This is a genomic window from Nocardiopsis alborubida (genome assembly GCF_012396365.1).
GTDB lineage: Bacteria > Actinomycetota > Actinomycetes > Streptosporangiales > Streptosporangiaceae > Nocardiopsis > Nocardiopsis alborubida.
On the sequence record NZ_JAAXPG010000049.1, the window covers coordinates 1 to 18,899 of the forward strand.

At 67.7% G+C, this 18,899-nt stretch carries 18 protein-coding genes and 1 pseudogene; 8 read left to right on the forward strand and 11 right to left on the reverse strand.

Annotation, left to right across the window (positions count from 1 at the left end; genetic code table 11):
• Positions 1-94 precede the first annotated feature (94 nt).
• The 4 genes and pseudogenes from HGB44_RS30450 to HGB44_RS30465 form a co-directional block, all read right to left on the reverse strand.
• Positions 95-1,576 (reverse strand): hypothetical protein, encoded by a 1,482-nt coding sequence (locus HGB44_RS30450; RefSeq protein WP_168444217.1) that lies wholly within the window; start codon positions 1,574-1,576, stop codon positions 95-97.
• A 219-nt stretch (positions 1,577-1,795) separates the two neighbouring features.
• A pseudogene (locus HGB44_RS30455) lies at positions 1,796-2,104 on the reverse strand (tyrosine-type recombinase/integrase); the annotation flags it as partial.
• A gap of 856 nt (positions 2,105-2,960) precedes the next feature.
• The gene (locus HGB44_RS32785) at positions 2,961-3,089 is read right to left on the reverse strand and encodes a hypothetical protein (RefSeq protein WP_325097008.1); all 129 of its coding nucleotides are present in this window, start codon (positions 3,087-3,089) and stop codon (positions 2,961-2,963) included.
• 196 nt (positions 3,090-3,285) lie between these two features.
• On the reverse strand, positions 3,286-3,732 hold the full coding sequence (locus HGB44_RS30465) for a HEAT repeat domain-containing protein (RefSeq protein WP_061081449.1): 447 nt from the start codon (positions 3,730-3,732) through the stop codon (positions 3,286-3,288).
• 1,304 nt (positions 3,733-5,036) lie between these two features.
• On the opposite strand from HGB44_RS30465, the gene HGB44_RS30470 reads away from it, so the two are divergent.
• From HGB44_RS30470 to HGB44_RS30480, 3 genes are all read left to right on the forward strand, one after another.
• Positions 5,037-5,429: an ester cyclase gene (locus HGB44_RS30470; RefSeq protein WP_061081450.1), complete on the forward strand. Its 393-nt coding sequence runs from the start codon at positions 5,037-5,039 to the stop codon at positions 5,427-5,429.
• 264 nt (positions 5,430-5,693) lie between these two features.
• Positions 5,694-6,659 (forward strand): alpha/beta hydrolase, encoded by a 966-nt coding sequence (locus tag HGB44_RS30475; RefSeq protein WP_061081451.1) that lies wholly within the window; start codon positions 5,694-5,696, stop codon positions 6,657-6,659.
• 110 nt (positions 6,660-6,769) lie between these two features.
• Positions 6,770-7,162: an ester cyclase gene (locus HGB44_RS30480; protein WP_061081452.1), complete on the forward strand. Its 393-nt coding sequence runs from the start codon at positions 6,770-6,772 to the stop codon at positions 7,160-7,162.
• 273 nt (positions 7,163-7,435) lie between these two features.
• Here HGB44_RS30480 and HGB44_RS30485 read toward each other — a convergent pair whose 3' ends face one another.
• Positions 7,436-8,161, reverse strand: coding sequence for an SDR family NAD(P)-dependent oxidoreductase (locus tag HGB44_RS30485; protein ID WP_061081453.1), 726 nt, complete (start codon positions 8,159-8,161; stop codon positions 7,436-7,438).
• 300 nt (positions 8,162-8,461) lie between these two features.
• A complete protein-coding gene (locus HGB44_RS30490; RefSeq protein WP_061081454.1) occupies positions 8,462-9,160 on the reverse strand; it encodes an SDR family NAD(P)-dependent oxidoreductase in 699 nt (232 codons plus the stop codon).
• A gap of 114 nt (positions 9,161-9,274) precedes the next feature.
• Here HGB44_RS30490 and HGB44_RS30495 point away from each other — a divergent pair, with 114 nt between their 5' ends.
• Together HGB44_RS30495 and HGB44_RS30500 are read left to right on the forward strand one after the other, a co-directional pair.
• Positions 9,275-10,144, forward strand: a complete 870-nt coding sequence (locus tag HGB44_RS30495; RefSeq protein ID WP_082768441.1) for a helix-turn-helix transcriptional regulator — start codon at positions 9,275-9,277, stop codon at positions 10,142-10,144.
• Complete coding sequence (locus HGB44_RS30500) at positions 10,141-10,800, forward strand: NADPH-dependent F420 reductase (protein WP_061081456.1); 660 nt, start codon at positions 10,141-10,143, stop codon at positions 10,798-10,800. The genes HGB44_RS30495 and HGB44_RS30500 overlap by 4 nt, the downstream gene beginning before the upstream one ends.
• Before the next feature lie 464 nt (positions 10,801-11,264).
• Here the strand turns inward: HGB44_RS30500 and HGB44_RS30505 are convergent, their stop codons facing one another.
• Positions 11,265-12,227, reverse strand: a complete 963-nt coding sequence (locus tag HGB44_RS30505; RefSeq protein WP_061081457.1) for an AraC family transcriptional regulator — start codon at positions 12,225-12,227, stop codon at positions 11,265-11,267.
• An 80-nt stretch (positions 12,228-12,307) separates the two neighbouring features.
• Here HGB44_RS30505 and HGB44_RS30510 point away from each other — a divergent pair, with 80 nt between their 5' ends.
• The 3 genes from HGB44_RS30510 (at position 12,308) to HGB44_RS30520 (ending at position 15,296) form a co-directional block, all read left to right on the forward strand.
• A complete protein-coding gene (locus HGB44_RS30510; protein ID WP_061081458.1) occupies positions 12,308-12,748 on the forward strand; it encodes a Rossmann-fold NAD(P)-binding domain-containing protein in 441 nt (146 codons plus the stop codon).
• A gap of 58 nt (positions 12,749-12,806) precedes the next feature.
• Complete coding sequence (locus HGB44_RS30515; protein WP_061081459.1) at positions 12,807-14,402, forward strand: MFS transporter; 1,596 nt, start codon at positions 12,807-12,809, stop codon at positions 14,400-14,402.
• A gap of 693 nt (positions 14,403-15,095) precedes the next feature.
• Positions 15,096-15,296 carry a hypothetical protein gene (locus tag HGB44_RS30520; protein ID WP_061081460.1) on the forward strand — a complete coding sequence of 67 codons (201 nt, stop codon included), beginning with the start codon at positions 15,096-15,098 and terminating at the stop codon, positions 15,294-15,296.
• 108 nt (positions 15,297-15,404) lie between these two features.
• On the opposite strand, the gene HGB44_RS30525 is transcribed toward HGB44_RS30520, so the two are convergent.
• From HGB44_RS30525 to HGB44_RS30535, 4 genes are all read right to left on the reverse strand, one after another.
• Entirely contained in the window at positions 15,405-16,415 is a 1,011-nt protein-coding gene (locus HGB44_RS30525; protein WP_061081461.1) for a D-alanine--D-alanine ligase family protein, read from the reverse strand.
• Positions 16,416-16,445: 30 nt separating this feature from the next.
• Positions 16,446-16,775 (reverse strand): HAD hydrolase-like protein, encoded by a 330-nt coding sequence (locus HGB44_RS32900; RefSeq protein WP_369689883.1) that lies wholly within the window; start codon positions 16,773-16,775, stop codon positions 16,446-16,448.
• Positions 16,776-17,634: 859 nt separating this feature from the next.
• Complete coding sequence (locus HGB44_RS30530) at positions 17,635-18,351, reverse strand: YwqG family protein (protein WP_210752392.1); 717 nt, start codon at positions 18,349-18,351, stop codon at positions 17,635-17,637.
• Positions 18,352-18,494: 143 nt separating this feature from the next.
• Positions 18,495-18,833: a hypothetical protein gene (locus tag HGB44_RS30535; protein WP_061081463.1), complete on the reverse strand. Its 339-nt coding sequence runs from the start codon at positions 18,831-18,833 to the stop codon at positions 18,495-18,497.
• Positions 18,834-18,899: the final 66 nt, after the last annotated feature.

Genomic DNA, 18,899 nt, shown 5'->3' on the forward strand with positions numbered 1-18,899 from the left:
TGCGCACCGCCTCGCGTCGCTGGCGTTCTGCGGCGGTCAGCCCGCCGCCGGTGGAATACCTCATACCTTCGGGATACTCCGGCGGGGCTGCTTGTCAAGAACGGTAACCCCACAAATTAAAGTTCAGTGAGTACGCGAATTCGCGTTCTCCCAAGCGGTCGGCCGCTGAGAGGACGCGGATTCGCTCACCCGTGTCCGAGGCATAGTCGAACGCCGCCTGCCAGGTGGCCTCGGGAATCGAAGTGTCGGCGGCCTCGACCAAGTAGTCGAAGGGACGCCACCCCTCCTTACCCTTTCCGTACTCAGGCACCAGCAGGCCGCTAGCCCCTAGGCGGATCTTCCGCGCCCAGTCCCAGGCTTCGTCGAGCGGCTCGGGATGCAGTGCCGCTGCGTCGGTCAGGTAAGCGGTATGGATCCGCCAGATCAGTTCCCGCGTGAGCACCGTTCGCAGATCGGTGCGCGCAAGGTCGATGGCTGCGGCGACCATGGCATGGCCACGGGGGTGCCCGCCCCGCCCGGTGTGCCGCCGGGCGCGACGCCATTCCGCCAACAGGTCGGGACCTGCGGCCAGGTACTCGGCGATACCGTGCACCCCGTGGTTTGCTGCAGCCTCGCGCAACCGCTGGTCAGGCGTTTCTCTGGCGCACCGGACCTCTTCAAGTGACCACACACGGTCGAGCTCCACGACGTCGATCCGCCGGAGTAGGCGGGCTTCATCAGCACCCTCGTTCATCTCGCCTAGTACGTCGCCGGATGCATCCAGGTAGGCGTCGTAGTATTCACTGCGCATGGTGGCGGCCAAGACGGTCCGCGCTGCAGTGAGCACCCTCAGCACGCCTTCAGTGAGCCCTCCCCCATCACGCCCCAGGTAGCGGTCGAGGTCGTCGAGCCATAGGACCCAGCGCTCGCTTTCCCCTTCAGGTGGTGTGGTCTTCATGCGGTCGGCCAGCGCTGGGAGGTCGGTGTCTGGGAACGGTACGACCAGGTGTCGTTCGGGCACCGTCTGTTGCAGGGCGTGCAGCAGGGTACGGGACTTGCCTGCGGTGGAGTCGCCTACCAGCAGCACGGCGCCTCCCCTCTCCGCCGCCGTGCGCACACGTCGCCGGATCAGCTCGTCAGCGTCGCGTGGCACGTACGGAGGCAGGTCCGAGTCGTCGGTACCAGGGCGTGCAGCATGTACGCCCAGTCGGCGGGGCAGGGCTTCGCGGACCGGCACCGCGGTGGACAGGACCGCTTCCATCTCTGTGTGAGGGGCCGGGGTCGCGTGACGCTCGGCGCTGATACGGATTCCGCCGATGACGGTGCCGACCTGCACTGCGGTCCCGGTCACGTCACCATCGATCCTGCTATTCACTCCACCCTGACCCTCAGTGGTGCTCAGATGGGGCTTCGGGTGACTCAGTGCTCGGTGGACCAGCCCTATCCCCGACCCCAGAACCACAAGGAAGCAGATCCCCCACACCAGGGCAGTGCTTCCGTTCTGGGAGAAACCACCTGCGGCCCAGACCACTGGCCCGATGTCGACAGCGAATGTGGAGGTCTCGGCGAGATACGAAGAAAGCGGTTCCGGCGACATGAAGCTGATTGTGTACGTTCGCTGTCTTCATGTACAGGCGCAGGAATTGGAGGAACCATTCCCCACGGTCCACACGCGCCCAGGGGACCTTTGATCCGATCGGCCACCGCTCCCGAGCACGAGGAAACCCCAGGCCAGTCGGGGTGAACCCGTGCGCTGACCTGGGGTTGGTGGTGCCGTATGGTTCCTGGTGTGCTCGTCAGCCCGGCTGCGACACCACTATGCGCGTGCGGGCACGAGCATCGCGCCGGTGGCCTCGGCTGCCGCCCGCGCCACCTCGGGGAACACCGTCTGGTACGTGTCCTGGGTGAAGTGCGTGGTCGCGTGCCCGAGCTCCCCGGAGACCACCTTCACGTCCGCGCCTGCGGCGAGCGAGGCCGCGCCGTGGCGCAGCCCGTGTAGGTGGATTGGCGGTAGTCCCGCTGCCTTGGCGATCCGGGTGAACCACCGGGTCACCTGCCCCGGGTGCCAGCCCGACCCATCGGGCTGGGTGAACACCAGCCCCGAATCCGTCCAGCCCTGCCCCGCATGGAGACGCGCTTGCGTGCCGCAGCTGCGCGAACGGGGCCGTGCACGGTTCAGAAAACTTCGGCCGGAGGTGAATCCTTTCCGGACTGTCTCGTGCCGGGTTCTTTGGAGGCTCTGGCATATACCGGCTTTGGTGGAGCCGTGTTTTCGGATTCTCAGGCCACGTTGCTCCGGTCTTGAGGCGGGCTTTGTTCTGGAACCGTTTCCAGGCCCGCAGCACCTTGACTGTGTCGGCATCCAGGGTGGTGGTGCGCTGCCCCGCTGCGCTCTTCGGGGTGGAGGTCATCGTCTCCCACGCGAGTTGTACGACCTGGACGCGGATGTCGATCTGCCCGTCCGTCAGCCGGGTGTTGGACCAGGGCAGCTCAACCGCTTCTCCTCGTTGTTGGCCCTTGACGGCGATCAGGTGGAACATCGGATACAGCCACGGATACTTCCTCGCGTGCACCAGAAAAGTCCGGGTCTGCTCCGCAGTCCACACCAGCGGACGCTTCCTCGGACACGAGGGCAACCGCACGTGCGAGGCGGTGTTCACCGACACGGGAAGATCCGGACCCCTGACCGCTTCGGACAACGCACTCCGCAGAGTGGCGCGGATCCGGTGCTTGGTGGACGGCGAGACCACCCTCCGCCCGCGCACCGAGGCCCGCACCTTCGCGTCGTCGGACTCGCGAGATTCGAGGATGCGGCTGTTGGTCTCCTCGGTGACTGTGAACACGGCCTCGACGTGGCGGCCCTGGAGCTTGTCCAACCGCGGTCGGCCCAGGTGCGGGACGAGGTACGTACGGATGTGCCCGGTGTCGGAGGCCCGGGTTCCGGCGGCCAGGTCGGGCTTGCCCTCCAACCACTCCCCCGGTCACACGGCGGGGGTGGGTGGTTCGGTGCGCACGTCCACCGCCATCGCCACCCGCTTGCGCACCTCCTCCAGGTCCGGGAGTGAGCGACGCTGCTTCAACGCCGCCTGGACCAGATCAGCGATCTGCACTTCGACCGTGGGGTCCTTCTCCGCCAAGGAGCAAGGCCGTGGCCCGGCTTCGCCAGGAGATCGGGGCCTACAGCCGGACTGCCGCCCCGGCGCTGATCTCGGGTCGTTAGCCTGCCGGACATGCGCCCAGTCGAACTCCTGCTCCGGCTCGGCTTCGATGAACTGGGGTTCAAGAGGGTGTGGGGCGGCGTCCGCTCTACGGAGAGCCATGGCCAGGGGTTGTGGACATGGCGACCTCGGCATATGCGAGGCGGACTTCCTCACGCACGTTCGGGTCGGGATGGTGAAGGAAGGGCTCGATCAGCGACCGTGCTCGCGGGTCCTGCGTGGCGCCGAAGATGTGCAGGGCGTATTCGAGGAGTTCGGGTTCCAGCGTCCTCGCGGCTGAGGCCAACGGTTCTACAAGGCCCAGGGGCAGGCGGTAGTGGTCGAACGCTTCACTGACCGCGTTCAGGGCGGATTCACGGACTTTGACCACGGGTTCGATAACGGCCAGGCTGACCAGCCGGCCAACGACCAGGCAGGCGGTGGCCGTGTCAAGCATGGCGCCGCGCAGGAAATCTCCGAGCACCTCGGCGGCGAGGTCTCGCCGGTCCGGATCGCAGCCGGTCAGTGCTTCGAGTGCTATGAGAACGTCCTTCACCCGGTGCCCACCTTGGTTCTCTCGAACAGGACTCCACGTTCCACCTCACCCTGGCGGTAGGTGGAGAACAACGGCGTACACGACACGGGCACAACAACCTCCTCGGGGTGTTGGTGGCTGCTCTCCACCGTGTGGTACGTGGAGGCACGAAAGCACCGTACTTCTCATCTGGTGGTCGCAGGTTCGAATCCTGCCGGGTTCGCCACAAAGCCCCGTGTCAGACGGGGTGCGTGAGTCGAACAGATGAGGCGCCGGGTCTGGATCGGGCCTGAAATGCTCCGCGTGTGCTCCCCAGTGCAAGGTCCAGCACAGGTGGAGGGCCACATCCCGGAGCACTTTGTCATCCCGTGTCCTTGGTACCCCTGCCAAGGGCGTGTTCGCGTACCTTCGGCCCACCACGACCAGCGCGCTGGGCCAGGCCCCCGGCGCGGGACCACAGCCCACCGCACATCGATGATGGACACCTACCGGGACAGCCCCCGACCGAACTCAGCCTCGGTCCCGGCCAGGCCCAGGGTGGCGCCGCCGAAGGTCAGCGAGCCCGGTCCACACAGCTACCGCAAGCATCATCAACGGAACCAAGCTCAGACCGATGATGAGAGTTCGCCAGTAGCTTTCGGTGTGAGAAACGGGCTGACAGCGAGCGCCGTCATCGTACGACCGAACCTTGATGCCTCTTGTTGCATGTACGCATCCATTTCATGTCCGTAGCGGGGAGGCTGGTTTCGGGTGGGTCTTCTACCAGCCTCCCCGCTCCAGAGGCGCCTATGCCGTAAGAAGGTCGAAGCCAGCCCGCCCCACGTACCAGGACCAGGCGGGAGCGGCCCGGCAAGGGCGCCATCTGCGGCTCCCCAGGCAGCGGACCGCGCGACTTGGCTGCCTGCCCCTCCTGCTGGACCAGCACCTGCGGCTCCTCCTGCGGCGCTGACAACAGCACCGGCTGCCATCATCGCTCCGGCGCACGCGATGGTTATGCCACAGGAGACCACAACGGCGGCGAAGCCGAGCCCGGCAAGCACCGCGCCAAGTCGCCCGCATCGGAGGTGTCCACGGACCGCTCGCCGAAGGACGTGTAGTCATAGACCACGTCCGGGCTCTCGGCTTCGGAGCCCTCGGCGGTGGAGGCTTCCTTCGGCTAGCCAGCCACTGGACGCGAACGTGGTACTCCCGGTCCCTAGGCTCGGAAGGTCTCTGGGCCGCCTCCGTCGCCGTCCCTAAGGTCGGTAACGAGTCGAGCGGGGCACCGGTCCTCGCCGCTCTCCCCCCGGTCCCCGCACAGGGATCGACGACCTGAGGAGAAACCGATGACCGACTCCGGCCTCAAGGACTGGTACCTGCGCTACGTGGCGGCGCTCAACGCCCACGAGTTCGACGGCATGGACGAGTTCATCGCCGACGAGGTCGTGCTGAACGGCGAACCGGGCACCCGCGACGACGTCATCACGGTCCAAAAGCACGACATCGACGCTGTACCGGACCTCCACTGGGAGGTCGAGGAGCTGCTGTTCGACCGGGACCGGATCGCCGTGCGCGCGGTCAACACCGGCACCCCGGCGAAGGAGTGGCTCGGCGTTCCTCCCTCCGGCGCCTCCTTCGAGATCACCGAGCACGCCATCTACAAGGTCAGCGACGGTCGCTTCGTGCAGATGACGGCGCTGCACGACTCGTCCGACCTGCTGCGGCAACTAACCGCCTGACCTCAGCCAGACGCGTTCTCCCGGTTTCGGGGCCGGATTCGTGTACAGGCGCCGACCGGACCCCGGTAGGCGGATCTGCGGGCGGAGCAACATCGCTGACGCCGTCTCGTCTGGCCGGAGCCGCAGCGCGGCATCGTGGACCGCCGCGGCGGGTGACTCGCCGTCCCCGCACCGCCCCGGTGCGGAAACGGCACCCGGCCGATGCCGGACCGTCGCACCCACCCCTTCCCACATCGCACCCACCACTTCCCAAGGAGTCCCGTCATGTCGGATTACACGCCTGTCCCCGTTCTGGAGACCGCCGCCGCGGAGTTCGCCGCGGCCACCGCCGACCCGCCCTACCTGTCCGACCTGGGCCCCGCCGAGGGCCGAAAGACGGTCGACGAGGTGCAGTCAGGTGAGATCGCCAAGCCGCAGGTCGACGAGGAGTGGATCACCGTCTCCGGCGGCCCGACCGGCAGCGTCCGGGCCCGCATCGTCCGCCCGGCCGGCGCCACCGGGACCCTGCCCGTCATCCTCTACATCCACGGCGCCGGCTGGGTGTTCGGCAACGCCCGCACCCACGACCGCCTGGTCCGCGAACTCGCCACCGGGGTGAACGCCGCCGTCGTCTTCCCCGAGTACGACCTCTCTCCCGAGGCCCGCTACCCCATCGCCATCGAGCAGAACTACGCCGTCGCCCAGTGGGTCGTCCGCGAAGGCTCGGACAACGGCCTGGACGCCTCGCGCATCGCGGTCGCGGGTGACTCCGTGGGCGGCAACATGAGCGCCGCCCTGACCCTGATGGCCAAGGAGCGCGGCGACGTCCCGCTGGTGCAGCAGGTGCTGTTCTACCCCGTCACCGACGCGAGCTTCGACACCGGCTCCTACCACCAGTTCGCCGAGGGCTACTTCCTGCGCCGCGACGGCATGCAGTGGTTCTGGGACCAGTACACCACCGACCCCGCACAGCGCGCCGAGATCACCGCGTCCCCGCTGCGCGCCACCACCGAGCAGCTCACCGGCCTGCCCCCGGCCCTGGTCATCACCGCCGAGGCCGACGTCCTGCGCGACGAGGGCGAGGCCTATGCCAACAAGCTCCGCGCCGCCGGCGTCCCCGTCACCGCCACCCGCTACCAGGGCGTCATCCACGACTTCGTCATGCTCAACGCCCTCCGCGGCACCCGGGCCGCCGAAGCCGCCATCACCCAGGCCACCGCCGCACTCCGCTCAGCCCTCCACTCCACCTGAAACCCACAGCACGACCGCACCGCGCGGCCAGACCCTCCACGGGCGGGGTCCCACGACGGGACACCGCCCGACCCCGCCCCGGGTCCAGGGGCACGGAAAGGAAGAGAACCATGTCCGACACCAACCTGCGCGACTTCTACGAGCGCTACGTCGAGGCGCTCAACGCACGCGAGTTCGACCGCATGGACGAGTTCGTCCACGAATCCATCGTCATGCACAGTGAGCCGAGCTCCCGTGAGGCTCTCGTCGCACAGCTGAACAGCATCGTCGACGCGGTCCCCGACTTCCACTGGGAGGTCCAGGAGTTCGCCGTCAACGGCGACAGCATCGCCGTCCGCGCGATCAACACCGGTACCCCCACCAAGGAGTGGCTCGGTGCGGCTCCCACCGGCAAGCCGATCGAGATCGTCGAGTACGCCATCTACCGTGTCCGCGACGGGAAGTTCCTGCACATGTCGGCCGTCCACGACGCCGAGGCCATGCGGAAGCAGCTCGCGGGTTGACCCGGTCGGGCCCGGTCATCGCGGAGCCCGACGCGGGCGGGGTGCCACGCCCTTCCGGGCGGAGCACCCCGCTCTGTTCAGCGCGACACACGGCCGACGTCGCGGCGAGCGGCACGCCGAACCGCGTCGCCACGGAGCACATCGGTCCCTTCACGGCCGTTCACGCGGCTCCGGCGACCGACGCGGGGTCGAGCAGCGAACCGGTACTGCCCAGCACGGCGTCCGCACCACCGGGAGCGAGTGCCGCGACGTGGCCCGCGCACCGGGCCGAACTCAGTCGGTCCTGAACTTGTCGGCGAGCTGGAACTCGAACTCCTCGGGCAGGTCGTAGTGGAAGACCTCGGGGGCGTCGCGCTCGACGTGGGCCTTCCAGTAGAGGTCGGCGATCACGTCCGGCTCCGAGTTCGGCCGACCGCTCCCGATCCTCGCGCCCAGGGCGATGTGCGCGACGTGCACTCCCTGACCAGCGACGGACTCGTTCAGCGCGAGGAGCCAGTTGCGCAGGGCGGCGTTCGCGACGTTCGCGTTGGCGACCTGCGGGACGACCATCGGGCCCGACCCGGCACCGCTCGTACCGATGACGGTGCCGGTACCACGGTCGATCATGCCGGGAAGCACCTGGCGAACAGCGGCGACCGCACCGAAGAAGTTGGTCTCCAATGCGGGCAGAGCCGCCTCGACGGTGAGATCGACCGCGGAGACGAGCGGCCGCTCCTCCAGGTCCGACAGCGTCGGGGCAGGTGAGTACTCCAGGACGTCGATGGACCCGAAGTGCTCCTCTGCGGCCGCCAGAGCCTTCTCAAGACTCGGACGGTCGGTGACATCGGCCGGGAAAGCGGCAGCCGACACCCCTGCGCTCCGGAACCTGTCGACCATGGCCGAGAGTTGTGGTTCACCTCGCGCCACGAGCGCCACGTTGAAGCCGCCCTTCTCAGCGAACTTCGCACCGATGGCGAACCCGAGTTGCGGCCCAGCCCCCACGATCGCGATGGTCGACACAGCTCGTCCTCCAATAGCAGTTCTGCATGCCCTGGTGGGCGGTGTGCAGGTAGGTGTGTCCGGCACCGTCGCGGCGGTCCTTGTCAATGCTTCCGGCCGCGCGGTCCGGCCGGAACCTTCGGCTCGTCCACTCGGAATGCCGTCGCAGGCATCTTCCTCCGGTTCGCTCGGTAATCCAAACGAGAGCTCCTGAGGGCCCGTGTGTCCGGTCGAGGGAGCGTACGACGGTCGCGTCCGGTTCCACCAACGCCGGAAGCGCTGATGGAACCGGCGGGGAAGCCCTGCGCTGTCCGCTCCGCCTCACCAGTCGAGAGCGCCGTAGCGGTCGATGATCCGCCCCGTCCCGGCGCTGGGGTCCTCGGTGGCCAGCGTCACGATGGCGTCGGTTCCCTCGGTCACGGTCTGGGTGCCGCTGTGGCCGTTGAGGTCGGTCGCGGTGTGTCCGGGATCGACGGCGTTGAACCGGACGTCGCCCAACGCCTTCGCGTACTGCGTGGTCAGCATCGTGACGGCGGCCTTGGAGGCCGCGTAGACGGGTGCGACGACCTTCGACTCGACCCGTTCGGGGTCGTGGGTGAGCGCGACGGATCCCAGACCACTGCTGACGTTGACGACGGCCGGAGCGTCGGAGGCGCGCAGGAGCGGCAGGAAGGCCGTGGTGACCCGCACGACGCTGGCCACGTTGGTGTCGAGCACCAGCGCGGCATCCGCGCCGGTCAGCTCCTCGGCGGCCACGAGGCCGCCGGTGATGCCGGCGTTGTTGATCAGGACGTCGATCCGGCCCTCGTTGGCCGCGACGTCGGCGGCCGCGGCCGCGACCGAGGCGTCGTCGGTGACGTCGATCCGGACGAAGCGCACACCCAGCTCCGTCGCCGCGCGGCGTCCGCGATCGACGTCGCGGGCACCGAGGAGCACGGTGTGTCCGAGTTCGGTGAGGCGGCGGGCGGTCTCGAAACCGAGGCCCTTGTTGGCGCCGGTGATGAACGTGGTCTTGTGCATGCGCCCAGTCTTCACCGAGTCCGCCGCAGTCAGCCAGGGAACGGTTCTCGGTAGGACCAGCAGTACCACCCGGGCGGGCACGGAGGCAGATGTGCGGCTGCTTACGATGCAGTGGTGAAGAACAGAAACGCCATCGACAACCAGCTGGGAGCGACGCTTCGGGCCTGGCGGGATCGGCTCTCGCCGGGGGCCGTCGGACTGCCGGTGGACAGGGCGCGCCGGTCGCCGGGTCTGCGGCGTGAGGAGCTCGCCGAGCTGGCCGGTCTCTCCGTCGACTACCTGGTGCGGCTAGAGCAGGGCCGGGCCGTCAGCCCCTCCGGGCAGGTCGTCGACTCGTTGGCCCGCTCGCTCCAGCTCTCCCAGGACGAGCGGGACCACCTCCACCTGCTCGCCGGGTTCGGGCCGCCGCAGGACCAGCGGGTCGTCGACGAGATTCCGCCGAGCATGCGGCGGCTGCTGGCCCTGCTCGAGTCCACTCCGGTCGCGGTCTTCGCCGCGGACTGGAGGCTGGTCTGGTGGAACCCCAGGTGGGCTGCGCTGTTCGGCGACCCCACGAGGATCGGGGCCGAGGAGCGCAACCTGGTGCGGCTGCGCTTTCCGGTCGCCTCGGACCGCGGCCGACTGGCGAGCTGGCCGGTGATCCCCGTCAACGCCGAGGCCGCCGACCGGGCTCTCGTGGCCGACCTGCGCCGAGCCGTGGCCCGGTTCCCCGACGATCCTCGTGTGTCCGATCTGGTGGCCAGCAGGGTCGCCGGCAACCCCCGGTTCGCCTCGTTCTGGGCCGATGCCGCCGTGGGTCGGCACGCCGAGGACCGCAAGACGATCCGGCACCCCGACATCGGGGAGGTGAGCGTCGACTGTGACGTCCTGACGGACGGGGACACCGACCTCAAGATCGTCGCCTACACGGCGGCCCCGGGCAGCGAGGACGAGTCCAAGCTCGAACTCGCCGGCATCATCTCCCCGCAGAGGAGCGACGCATGACCACGATCGGCATCATCGGAGCGGGAGAGGTGAGCGCCCAGCTCGCCCGCGCAGCCATCGCCCACGGCTACCGGGTGGTCATCGCCAACTCCCGAGGACCCGAGACGCTGGCGCACCTCGTCGACGAGCTCGGGCCCTCGGCCCGTGCCGCGACAGCGGCCGGCGCCGCCGAAGCGGGCGACTTCGTGATCATCGCCGTGCCCCTCAAGCTGGTCAACGACATGCCCGTGGAGCAGCTGGCCGGCAAGATCGTGCTCGACACCAACAACTACATGCCCTGGCGCGACGGCCGCTTCCCGTCCGTCGACTCCGGGGAGAAGACCGTGCACGAGCTGCGGCAGGAGCAGTTGCCCGCCTCGAAGGTCGCCAAGGCGTTCACCCACATCCAGGCCCCGCGCCTCTTCCTCTCCGCCAGTCCCCCGGGTACTCCCGACCGGCACGCCCTCTCGGTCTCCAGCGACCACCCCGAAGCGGTGGAGCTGGTCACGCGCCTGTACGACGAGTTCGGGTTCGGCACCGTCGACAACAGTCCGCTCAGCGAGTCCTGGCGAAGCGGCCCGGGCCAGCCCGCCTGGCTGTCGCACGCCCACCAGACGCGCGGGCAACTCGCCGCCAACCTGGCCGGCGCACGCCGGAGCGTCTCCGTCCAGGAGTGACAGATCGTTCCGGGGGTGACAGAGGCTCCTGGCACGGTCTGCGCCACGGGGCGGCGTGTCCCGTGCCTGGACGGTCCTGTGGAGTCGCGCCCCGTCCGGGGTCGGCTGTCCGGACCATGTGGGGAACCGCCCGGGGGAAGCCGACGGTCCCGGCCGGGACAGCACCGTCAGGCGCGTCGGCTCTCTTCGCGTCAGCACCACGATGAGGACCACCCCGGCGGGGCCGGCTCGTTTCTCACTGCCCCGTACCGCGGTGGCCTGTCCGCGATGTGCCGCCCCGCCGGGCCCCGCTCCGGGGTTCGCGGGCGCGGCCCGATGGGAGCCTGTCTGCTCGACCTGTACCGGCAGGAGTTCGAAGACGACTTCTGCCAGCGGGGTTCCGCTTCGACACAGGGTGAGGCGTCGGTTCCGAGCCCCCACGGAAACCGGCACGAGACGGAGTGTCAGGTTGAGCCTGGCAGAGGTCAGGGCAGTCGCCCGCTCCTGGGGCTGTCCTTCAACGCCCTGCGGTACTCGGTCGGGGTCACGCCCCGCAGGCGCTTGAAGGCGACGCTCAGCGCGAAGGCGTTGGCGTAACCGACACGCTGGGCGATCGCCGCGACAGTCGCCGCACCGCTTCGTAGATGTTCGGCGGCCCGGGTGATACGCCACTCGGTGAGGTAGGTCATCGGCGGCTCTCCGACGAGCGCGGTGAAGCGCCGCGCCAGTGAGGCTCGGGAGACCCCGCACCCCTGTGCCAGGGACGCGATCGTCCATGGTCGGGCGGGTGCTTCGTGCATGAGGCGCAGAGCACGGCCCACCACCGGGTCGGCCATCGCCGAGTACCAGGTGGGAGTCCGTGTGTCGGGGCGGTCGAACCAGTGCCGGAGTGTGGAGATGAGCACGAGGTCGAGGAGGCGGTCGAGGACGACCTGCTGGCCCGGGTGCTCCTTGATGCTCTCCTCCGCCACCAGGTCCATGGCCGGACACCGGTACTCGGCGCTGGAGACCACGAAGGCGCGGGGCAGCGCCGACAGGAGGCGTTGGCTGATCTCCCCTCCGAGTTCGTAGGAGCCGCTGAGCAGCAGGTCGGGACCGTCCGGACTGTCACCGCACAAGCGCGGCCCCAGAGTCAGTTCGTCCAGGACCGGCGTCCCGTCAGGCGTGGTGCACAGGTCGGCGCCCTGGACCACGTACTGCGCGGGGGTGTCGGGACGGTCGGCCACGCTGTGGGCTCCGGGGCCGCGCACGATCGCGATGTCCCCTGCCTCCAGGCGCAGGGGATCTTCTTCGTCCGTGATGACCCAGCCGTGTCCGCGGACCATGGTGGCCACGGTCAGCGGGGTCGGGTTGGCGAACCGCAGGGCCCACGGAGGGCGCAGAACCGTCTGGCTGAACAGGGATCCGCGCGCCCTGACCCCGTCCAACAGATCCGCAAGAGCGTCCATGCCACCAACGTAGACGTGCAGACATACAAGTGAGCTTCTCAGCTATGGAACGTCTCATGAGAACAGGTTTGACTCGAGGTATGGCAGAGATGACGAACCAGAGCACATTCCTGGTCACAGCGGGTCGGGGCACCACGGGGCGACGGGTCGTCCGGATCCGGCGCGGACAGGGTTTCGCCGTACGTGCCGCCTCCCGATCGTTCGAACAGTACTTCGCCTGGCTCGACCAGAGTTCCTGGGGGCCTGCCTTGGAGGGTGTCGATGCCGTGTACCTGGTGCCCTTCGACCCCGTGCCCCTCACTCCGGCGTTCGTCCGGTCGGCGGTGGAGACGGGTGTGCGCCGTATCGTCCGGGGTTTCGCGGAGGAGGACGCGCGTTCTTTCGGGCGGACGCTGTCGCCCATCCGGCTCGGGCCGGACCGCCACCTCTCCGACGGGGTGTGGCGGGCTCTGGGCCGCGAGCCCCGTGATTTCACCGACTTCGTCCAAGGCGCCGGGGCCTCGGGCGCCTGGAGCAACTGAACCCCTGGGGCCGCGTACGCCGGGGCCCCGCCCGATCGCACACCCACGAGGAAACACCATGACCGCGTCGCACGGCTCCGCGAAGGCCTCCGGTGGCCCGCGGACACGCGCGAGTGCCAGGGAGTGGATGGGACTGGCCGTTCTGGCGCTTCCCACCGCGCTGCTCACACTCGACATCACCGTCCTCAACCTGGCGCTTCCCCATCTGAGCGCCGACCTTGGTCCCAGCAGTACACAGCAGCTGTGGATCATCGACGTCTACGGCTTCATGATCGCCGCGTTCCTGGTCACCGTGGGAACGCTCGGTGACAGGGTCGGGCGGCGCAGACTCCTGGTTCTGGGCGCCGCCTCCTTCGGTGCGGCCTCCGTCGTCGCGGCCTACGCGGCGACCCCAGCGATGCTGATCGCCGCCCGGGCGGTACTCGGCGTCGCGGGAGCCACGCTGATGCCCTCGACCCTGGCCTTGATCAGTAGCATGTTCCACGACGTCAGACAGCGGGGCATGGCCATCGGTATCTGGGCCACCTGCTTCTCCGTGGGAGCAGCGGCCGGACCGCTCGTCGGAGGACTCCTGCTGGAGTACTTCTGGTGGGGATCGGTCTTCCTGTTGGGGGTGCCGGTGATGGCGCTGCTGCTGGTGTGCGCCCCGTTGCTCCTGCCCGAGTACCGTGACCCACAGGCGGGCCGTCTGGATCCGACCAGCGTGCTCCTGTCCTTGGTCGCGGTCCTGGCGTTCATCTACGGCCTGAAGGAGATGGCCGCCTACGGAGTGCGTCCGCAGTACCTGGCCGCCCTGGCCGCCGGCCTCGCCTTCGGGGCCCTGTTCGTTCGCAGGCAGCGGCGCCTGGCCGATCCCCTGCTGGATCTGGCGCTGTTCTCCGACCGGGCTTTCCGTTCCGCGCTCGTGGTGCTGCTGCTGGGGCTGGCCGCCCTGGGCGGCCTGTACCTGCTGGTCTCCCAGTACCTGCAACTGGTCCAGGATCTTTCCCCCTTCCAGGCGGGGCTGTGGCTGCTGCCCTCGGCCCTGGGAACCGTTGCCGCCTCCCTCCTGACGCCGGTGCTGGCTCGCCGTATCCGGCCGGGACACGTCCTGGGAGGGAGCATGGCCCTGTCGGCCCTGGGCTGCGTCCTGCTGGCGCAGGTGCCCCACGCCGCCCCTGTGCTGGCGATGACGGGTTTCACGCTCTTCTACATCGGCACGGGACCGTTGACGGTCCTGGCCACCGACCTGGTGGTGGGATCGGCTCCGCCGGAGAAGGCGGGCTCGGCGTCGGCGATGTCCGAGACGAGCATGGAGATCGGGTTCGCACTGGGCATCGCCGCTCTGGGAAGCATGGGCACCGCCGTCTACAGGTCCGAACTGGTGCACGGAGCGCCAGGCGGGCTGTCGGCCGAGGCTGTGAGCGCCTCAGCCGATTCGCTCGCCGGAGCCTACTCCATGGTCGAACGTCTGGACCCTGGACTCGGGCGGCAGCTGGTCGACACGGCAGTGCCGGCCTTCACCACCGGTGTCTCCGCGGCGGCGTGGATGTGCGCCGCGGTGACCGCGATGCTCAGTGTCCTGGCCTTCGTCGCCCTGCGGCGGATACCTCCCACCGACCCGGCCTCGCCGACGGCCGACACGTTCCCTGAGCGCGCTCAGCACGAGGACTGACCAAACAAGGTACAAGGACAGCGGCTATCGGATGGTGTGGGACAGAACGACATGAAGGGCCGCGTCGCGACACCGAACCAGCGAACCTCCCATCCGATGGTCGCAGGTTCGAATCCTGCCGGGTGCGCCACAGAACCCCAGTCCAGACGGGGTTCGCGAGTCGAACAGACGAGGCACGCGGCCCGAATCCGGGCCTGACATGCTCCCCGCGTGCTCCGCAGTGCAAGGTTCAGTACGGGTGGGCACCCACCTCGCGGAGCATTTTGCCGTCCGTGACCGTGCGGGCCCGGCCCGGGCATCCCGTGTCCGCCCACCAGTGCCCCACAGCCGCCCCGGCACCGCCGCGCCCCTGGACACGCTCCGTCGCCCCACCGACCGCATACGGCTGCTCCAGCCGAAACCCCTTACACCATGGGACATTCCGCGCCACATTCTCATGGCATGAGCCCTGGACCCAGGGCTCCGGCAAAGTCGGGCAGTAGGGATGTGAACTGCGTCTTCGTGGGCGGGACAAGCAGGTGCGGGCGTGTCCGACCCGGTTGGATGGAAGTTCTTCACACCGCCATCCGTCCGAGGAACACGCCCGCGCATGCCATCGTCCAGCCCCAGTGCCCTCACCGTCGAACCCGTCTCATGCCAGGACCACCTGTTCCAGGTCATCGACATCGACGGTGCCATCGTCACCTCGACGCGGTGCACACCCAGGCCGACACCGCGGCCACGATCCGCGCCGGGGTCGCCCGCTACGTCTTGACCGTCAAGGCCGACGACAAGCACCTGTGCGCCCAGCCCAAGGACCTGCCCTGGAAGTACGTGCCCGCGCGCACGATGCGCGGCACGGGCCATGGCCGCCGCGAAACCCGCACGACCAAGACCGCTGACGTCCCGGCGTGAATCACCTTCGGGGGCGCCGCTCACGCGGGTGGGTCATTACCGCGGCTGACACGGGAACGTCATCGTGGGTTTGGCCCCGCGAGCCGTCGGGGTCGAATCGGTGCGCCATCACCCGAGGTCACCGTCCTTCAGCAGTGCAAGCTCAACGATACGGTCGCAAAAGTCACCGAAAGAGATTCCGGCGGGCTCCAACGCCTTCGGCAGGAGGCTCTGGGATGTAAGTCCCGGGAGCGTGTTGACCTCCATGAACCAGACAACACCTTCGTCGTCTACGAGGAAGTCACTTCGGCTGTATCCGTCGAGTTTGAACAAATGATGGATTCTCAACGCTGACGCCTGCAGCTCAGCAGCCAGGTCTGCGCCAATCTGTGCCGGGAAGACTTCAGCAGCCCCCGCCGTCTGGTACTTCGACTCGTAGTCGAAGAGCCGTCCATCATCCGTGATGATCTCTCCTACTGGGAGCGGAGTGTCGTCCAGGACGCTGACTGTGAACTCCCGGCCGGCGACATACGTTTCGATCATGACCTCGCCGTACCGAGCCGCGTTCGCGAACGCCGACGAGAAGCCTTCTTCTTCCCGCACGATCTGCAGGCCGACGCTGGAACCCTGGGAGTTAGGCTTCACGATCACCGGGAGGCCCAGTGAGGCAGCGACGGTAGGGAAGTGCGTCTCGTTCATGAGCCAGCTCGGTGTTCGGACTCCACCCTGCTCCGCGAGACGCTTGGAGATATCCTTGTCCATCGCCAGCCCGCTGGAGATACTCGATGAGCCCGTGAATGGCACACCCAGGAGCTCAAGCAGAGCCTGTACGTGACCGTCCTCACCCGAACCTCCGTGTAACGCAATGAACACGACATCGAACTCCCCAACTGCATCCCCGAACGCTATCGCGTTCGAGCGTGAACGAAGGGACAGGAGGCTGCTTTCGGTTGGCTGTTCACGCACCCCGGAGAGCGCGGTCAGCTCGCGATCCTGTGCAGATGTCAGACGCCCGGTCGCGCTATCTATGGCGGTTACATGGTGCCCTTTGTCCCGAAGCGCTCGCACCACTTTCGACGCAGAGGCGATCGACACCTCTCGCTCTTCACTGGTGCCTCCGAACAAGACGGCAATATTCATGGGTTTCCCTCCGACAAGAGTGTTTGTAATTTATTGAGGCCGTCGACGATGATATCGGCCGCCGACAAGGTACGAGGTTCCACGAGGCCAGACACAAAGCCACGACACTGGCACCAGTCGAACATCTGCTTCACCGGCCCGCGGACTGTCTTCTGCGAAGAAACAGTCGCCGGGCGGCACCGAGCAACTGCCCATGATCGCGAGATGGATATCTTGCGCAGGCTTCGTCCGTTCAACCAGCTCCGCCGAGAAGATGCGTCCCGAAAACATATCCGCCACACCAAAGAACTCGAGCCTGCGACTGATCGATTCGATCGTTCTATTTGAAGCAATGCAGCACAGGGCCCGCAGTGGCTCGATGTTTTCTCACGCGCAGGGAACTACTCTGAGTTCGGTGCGGAACGCCTCTTCATGCCATCCTTCGAACCCCGAACGCCAGACCGCGGGAATGTCGAGTTGCGTGCTGGCATCTCGACAGAAAACGTCCTGAGCGCACCCCAGGCAGCGGCTCGGGATTTGCGGGGCCTGATGTTCCACCCCAAAGAGCCGAGAACACGATCGCCGATCAGTCCCGCCAGCCGATCACTGTCAACGACCACGCCATCGCAGTCAAATATGACAAGCCCGTGGCGAGAAATTACGTCCATTAATTCATCCTGCCATTGCCCTTCAAGCTACCGCATCACGGCCCTGCTCCCGCGAAGACTTCCAACTTATGGGAGACCTCTGCAAGGAAACCGTGTCGTGTTGAACTCACGCCGAGCCTAGCAGTTCTCCGGTCCGCTCACGAACTTCGATAGGCGACAGTGCTCAACACGAATGATTTTCTGTATGTGCTCAGATTTGAGGTTCAGATGATCAGCTAGGACTGCGAGCCCAACATGCCCGTAGCTGTTGAGCGAGTGGATAATGAACGGCTGTTCCAGCAGCTCGCTGGCAGGCAACGGGCCTGTTCATGCACCTCATACTGGCATGCGCGTGACTGCCGCCGTGGCGAGCGTCGTCCGTATCTGTGAGAGCTCTGCGAACTGATGCGAGGTCCTTCCCCACAGCGGTCCGCGTCCGGTGGTCATCCGTCAAACCTCGCAGCATGACCAGCGCGGCACCAGTGCGGACGCGGGGGCGTCCTCTACTGGCCGTCGTGAATATAGAAAAACCTCCAAGTTCGGAGGCGTCTTCTTCTACCCTCACGAGCAGGAGACCTTTGGTCCGATCGGTCTCAGTTCTGGTTCACCGGCCAAACCGCCGCCGGATCGCAGTGCTCCGGGCAGGCCAACAGGTAGACCTCGTTGCCCAGGAACAGCACGTAGGCATCGCTGGAGAAGCTGTCAGGCTGCTCCGGCTGGCCCGGACGAGTGGGAAACGGCATGTCTTCCGGCACCTGGCACACGTACACCAGATCAGCGCCGCACGCGCACCGGTAATGCTCGGGATCCTGCGCCCAGGACGGCGTACCGCCCACCTTGAGTATCTGGGCTCCCCTCCCCCGCTCGTTGGGAACGTCCGTGAAGGGCCGCAGCACGAGCTCCCGTGCACGCAGTGACGGCTCGACCTCCGGCGAGGAGCGCGTCGCACGGCGCTGAAGCAGGACACGCCAGAACGGACGCGGGTACAACTCGTCCAGTGGAGCTTCCCAGTACCGGGGCGCCAACCGACCGTCGTCGGACGTCTCCGCGAGAACCGCTTCGTTGTGCGCACGGCAGTGGAAGACCAGCAGGTGGTCGCCAGCGAAGGGGCCCAGGTCCTGGGGGAGGTCCAGTTGGAAGAACAACACCAGACGCTCGCCGCAGAAGCACTCCGGCCACTCCTGCCCGTCGTCGAGGAAGGGCCAGCCACCCACCGAGTTCCGCGTCGGCCCCTCCAGCGACTCGCCCCCCGTTTCGATCGCATAGGCAGCGAACACCTCCTGTGGAGGTCGCATGTCAGGTTTGATCATCCGCTCACGCTAGAGGAGACCTTTGATCCGGTGGGTCACCGAACCCGGGCATGAGCAAAGCCCGGGCCGGTCGGGGTGAGCCCGTCGACGGCTTGGCGGGCGGAGGTGCATCGTGCAAGGGAGGCCCCACGCTGGGTGGCGGGTCAGGACCGCCAGGTCCGCACCACGTGGAGCACGACCGCGACCACGGCGAGGATCCCCCACGGCGACAGCGCCTCGGGGGCGGACTCGGCCGCCCAGGCAGCGGCGGCGATACCAAGCGTGCCCCACCCGGCGGCCTTGAGCGTCCGTGTGCTGCGCGTGGCGGAGCCGGACCGCTCACGCTCGCCCGCGCGCTTCGGTGCGGCCTCCGATTCCATGCGCGTGGCCAGCGAGTCAGCGACCTCGGTGTCGAACTCCGGGCCGAGTTCGCGTCCGATGGAGAGCGCGGTGGCGATCTCGTCGCGCAGGTCGGCGGTGCGGGCGGGGGGTGCGGTGGCCATGACGCCTCTCCTCCAGCAGTGTTGCAGGCCGTGGCCGCCCGAGGGCGGAACCCGCAGTCTACGGCA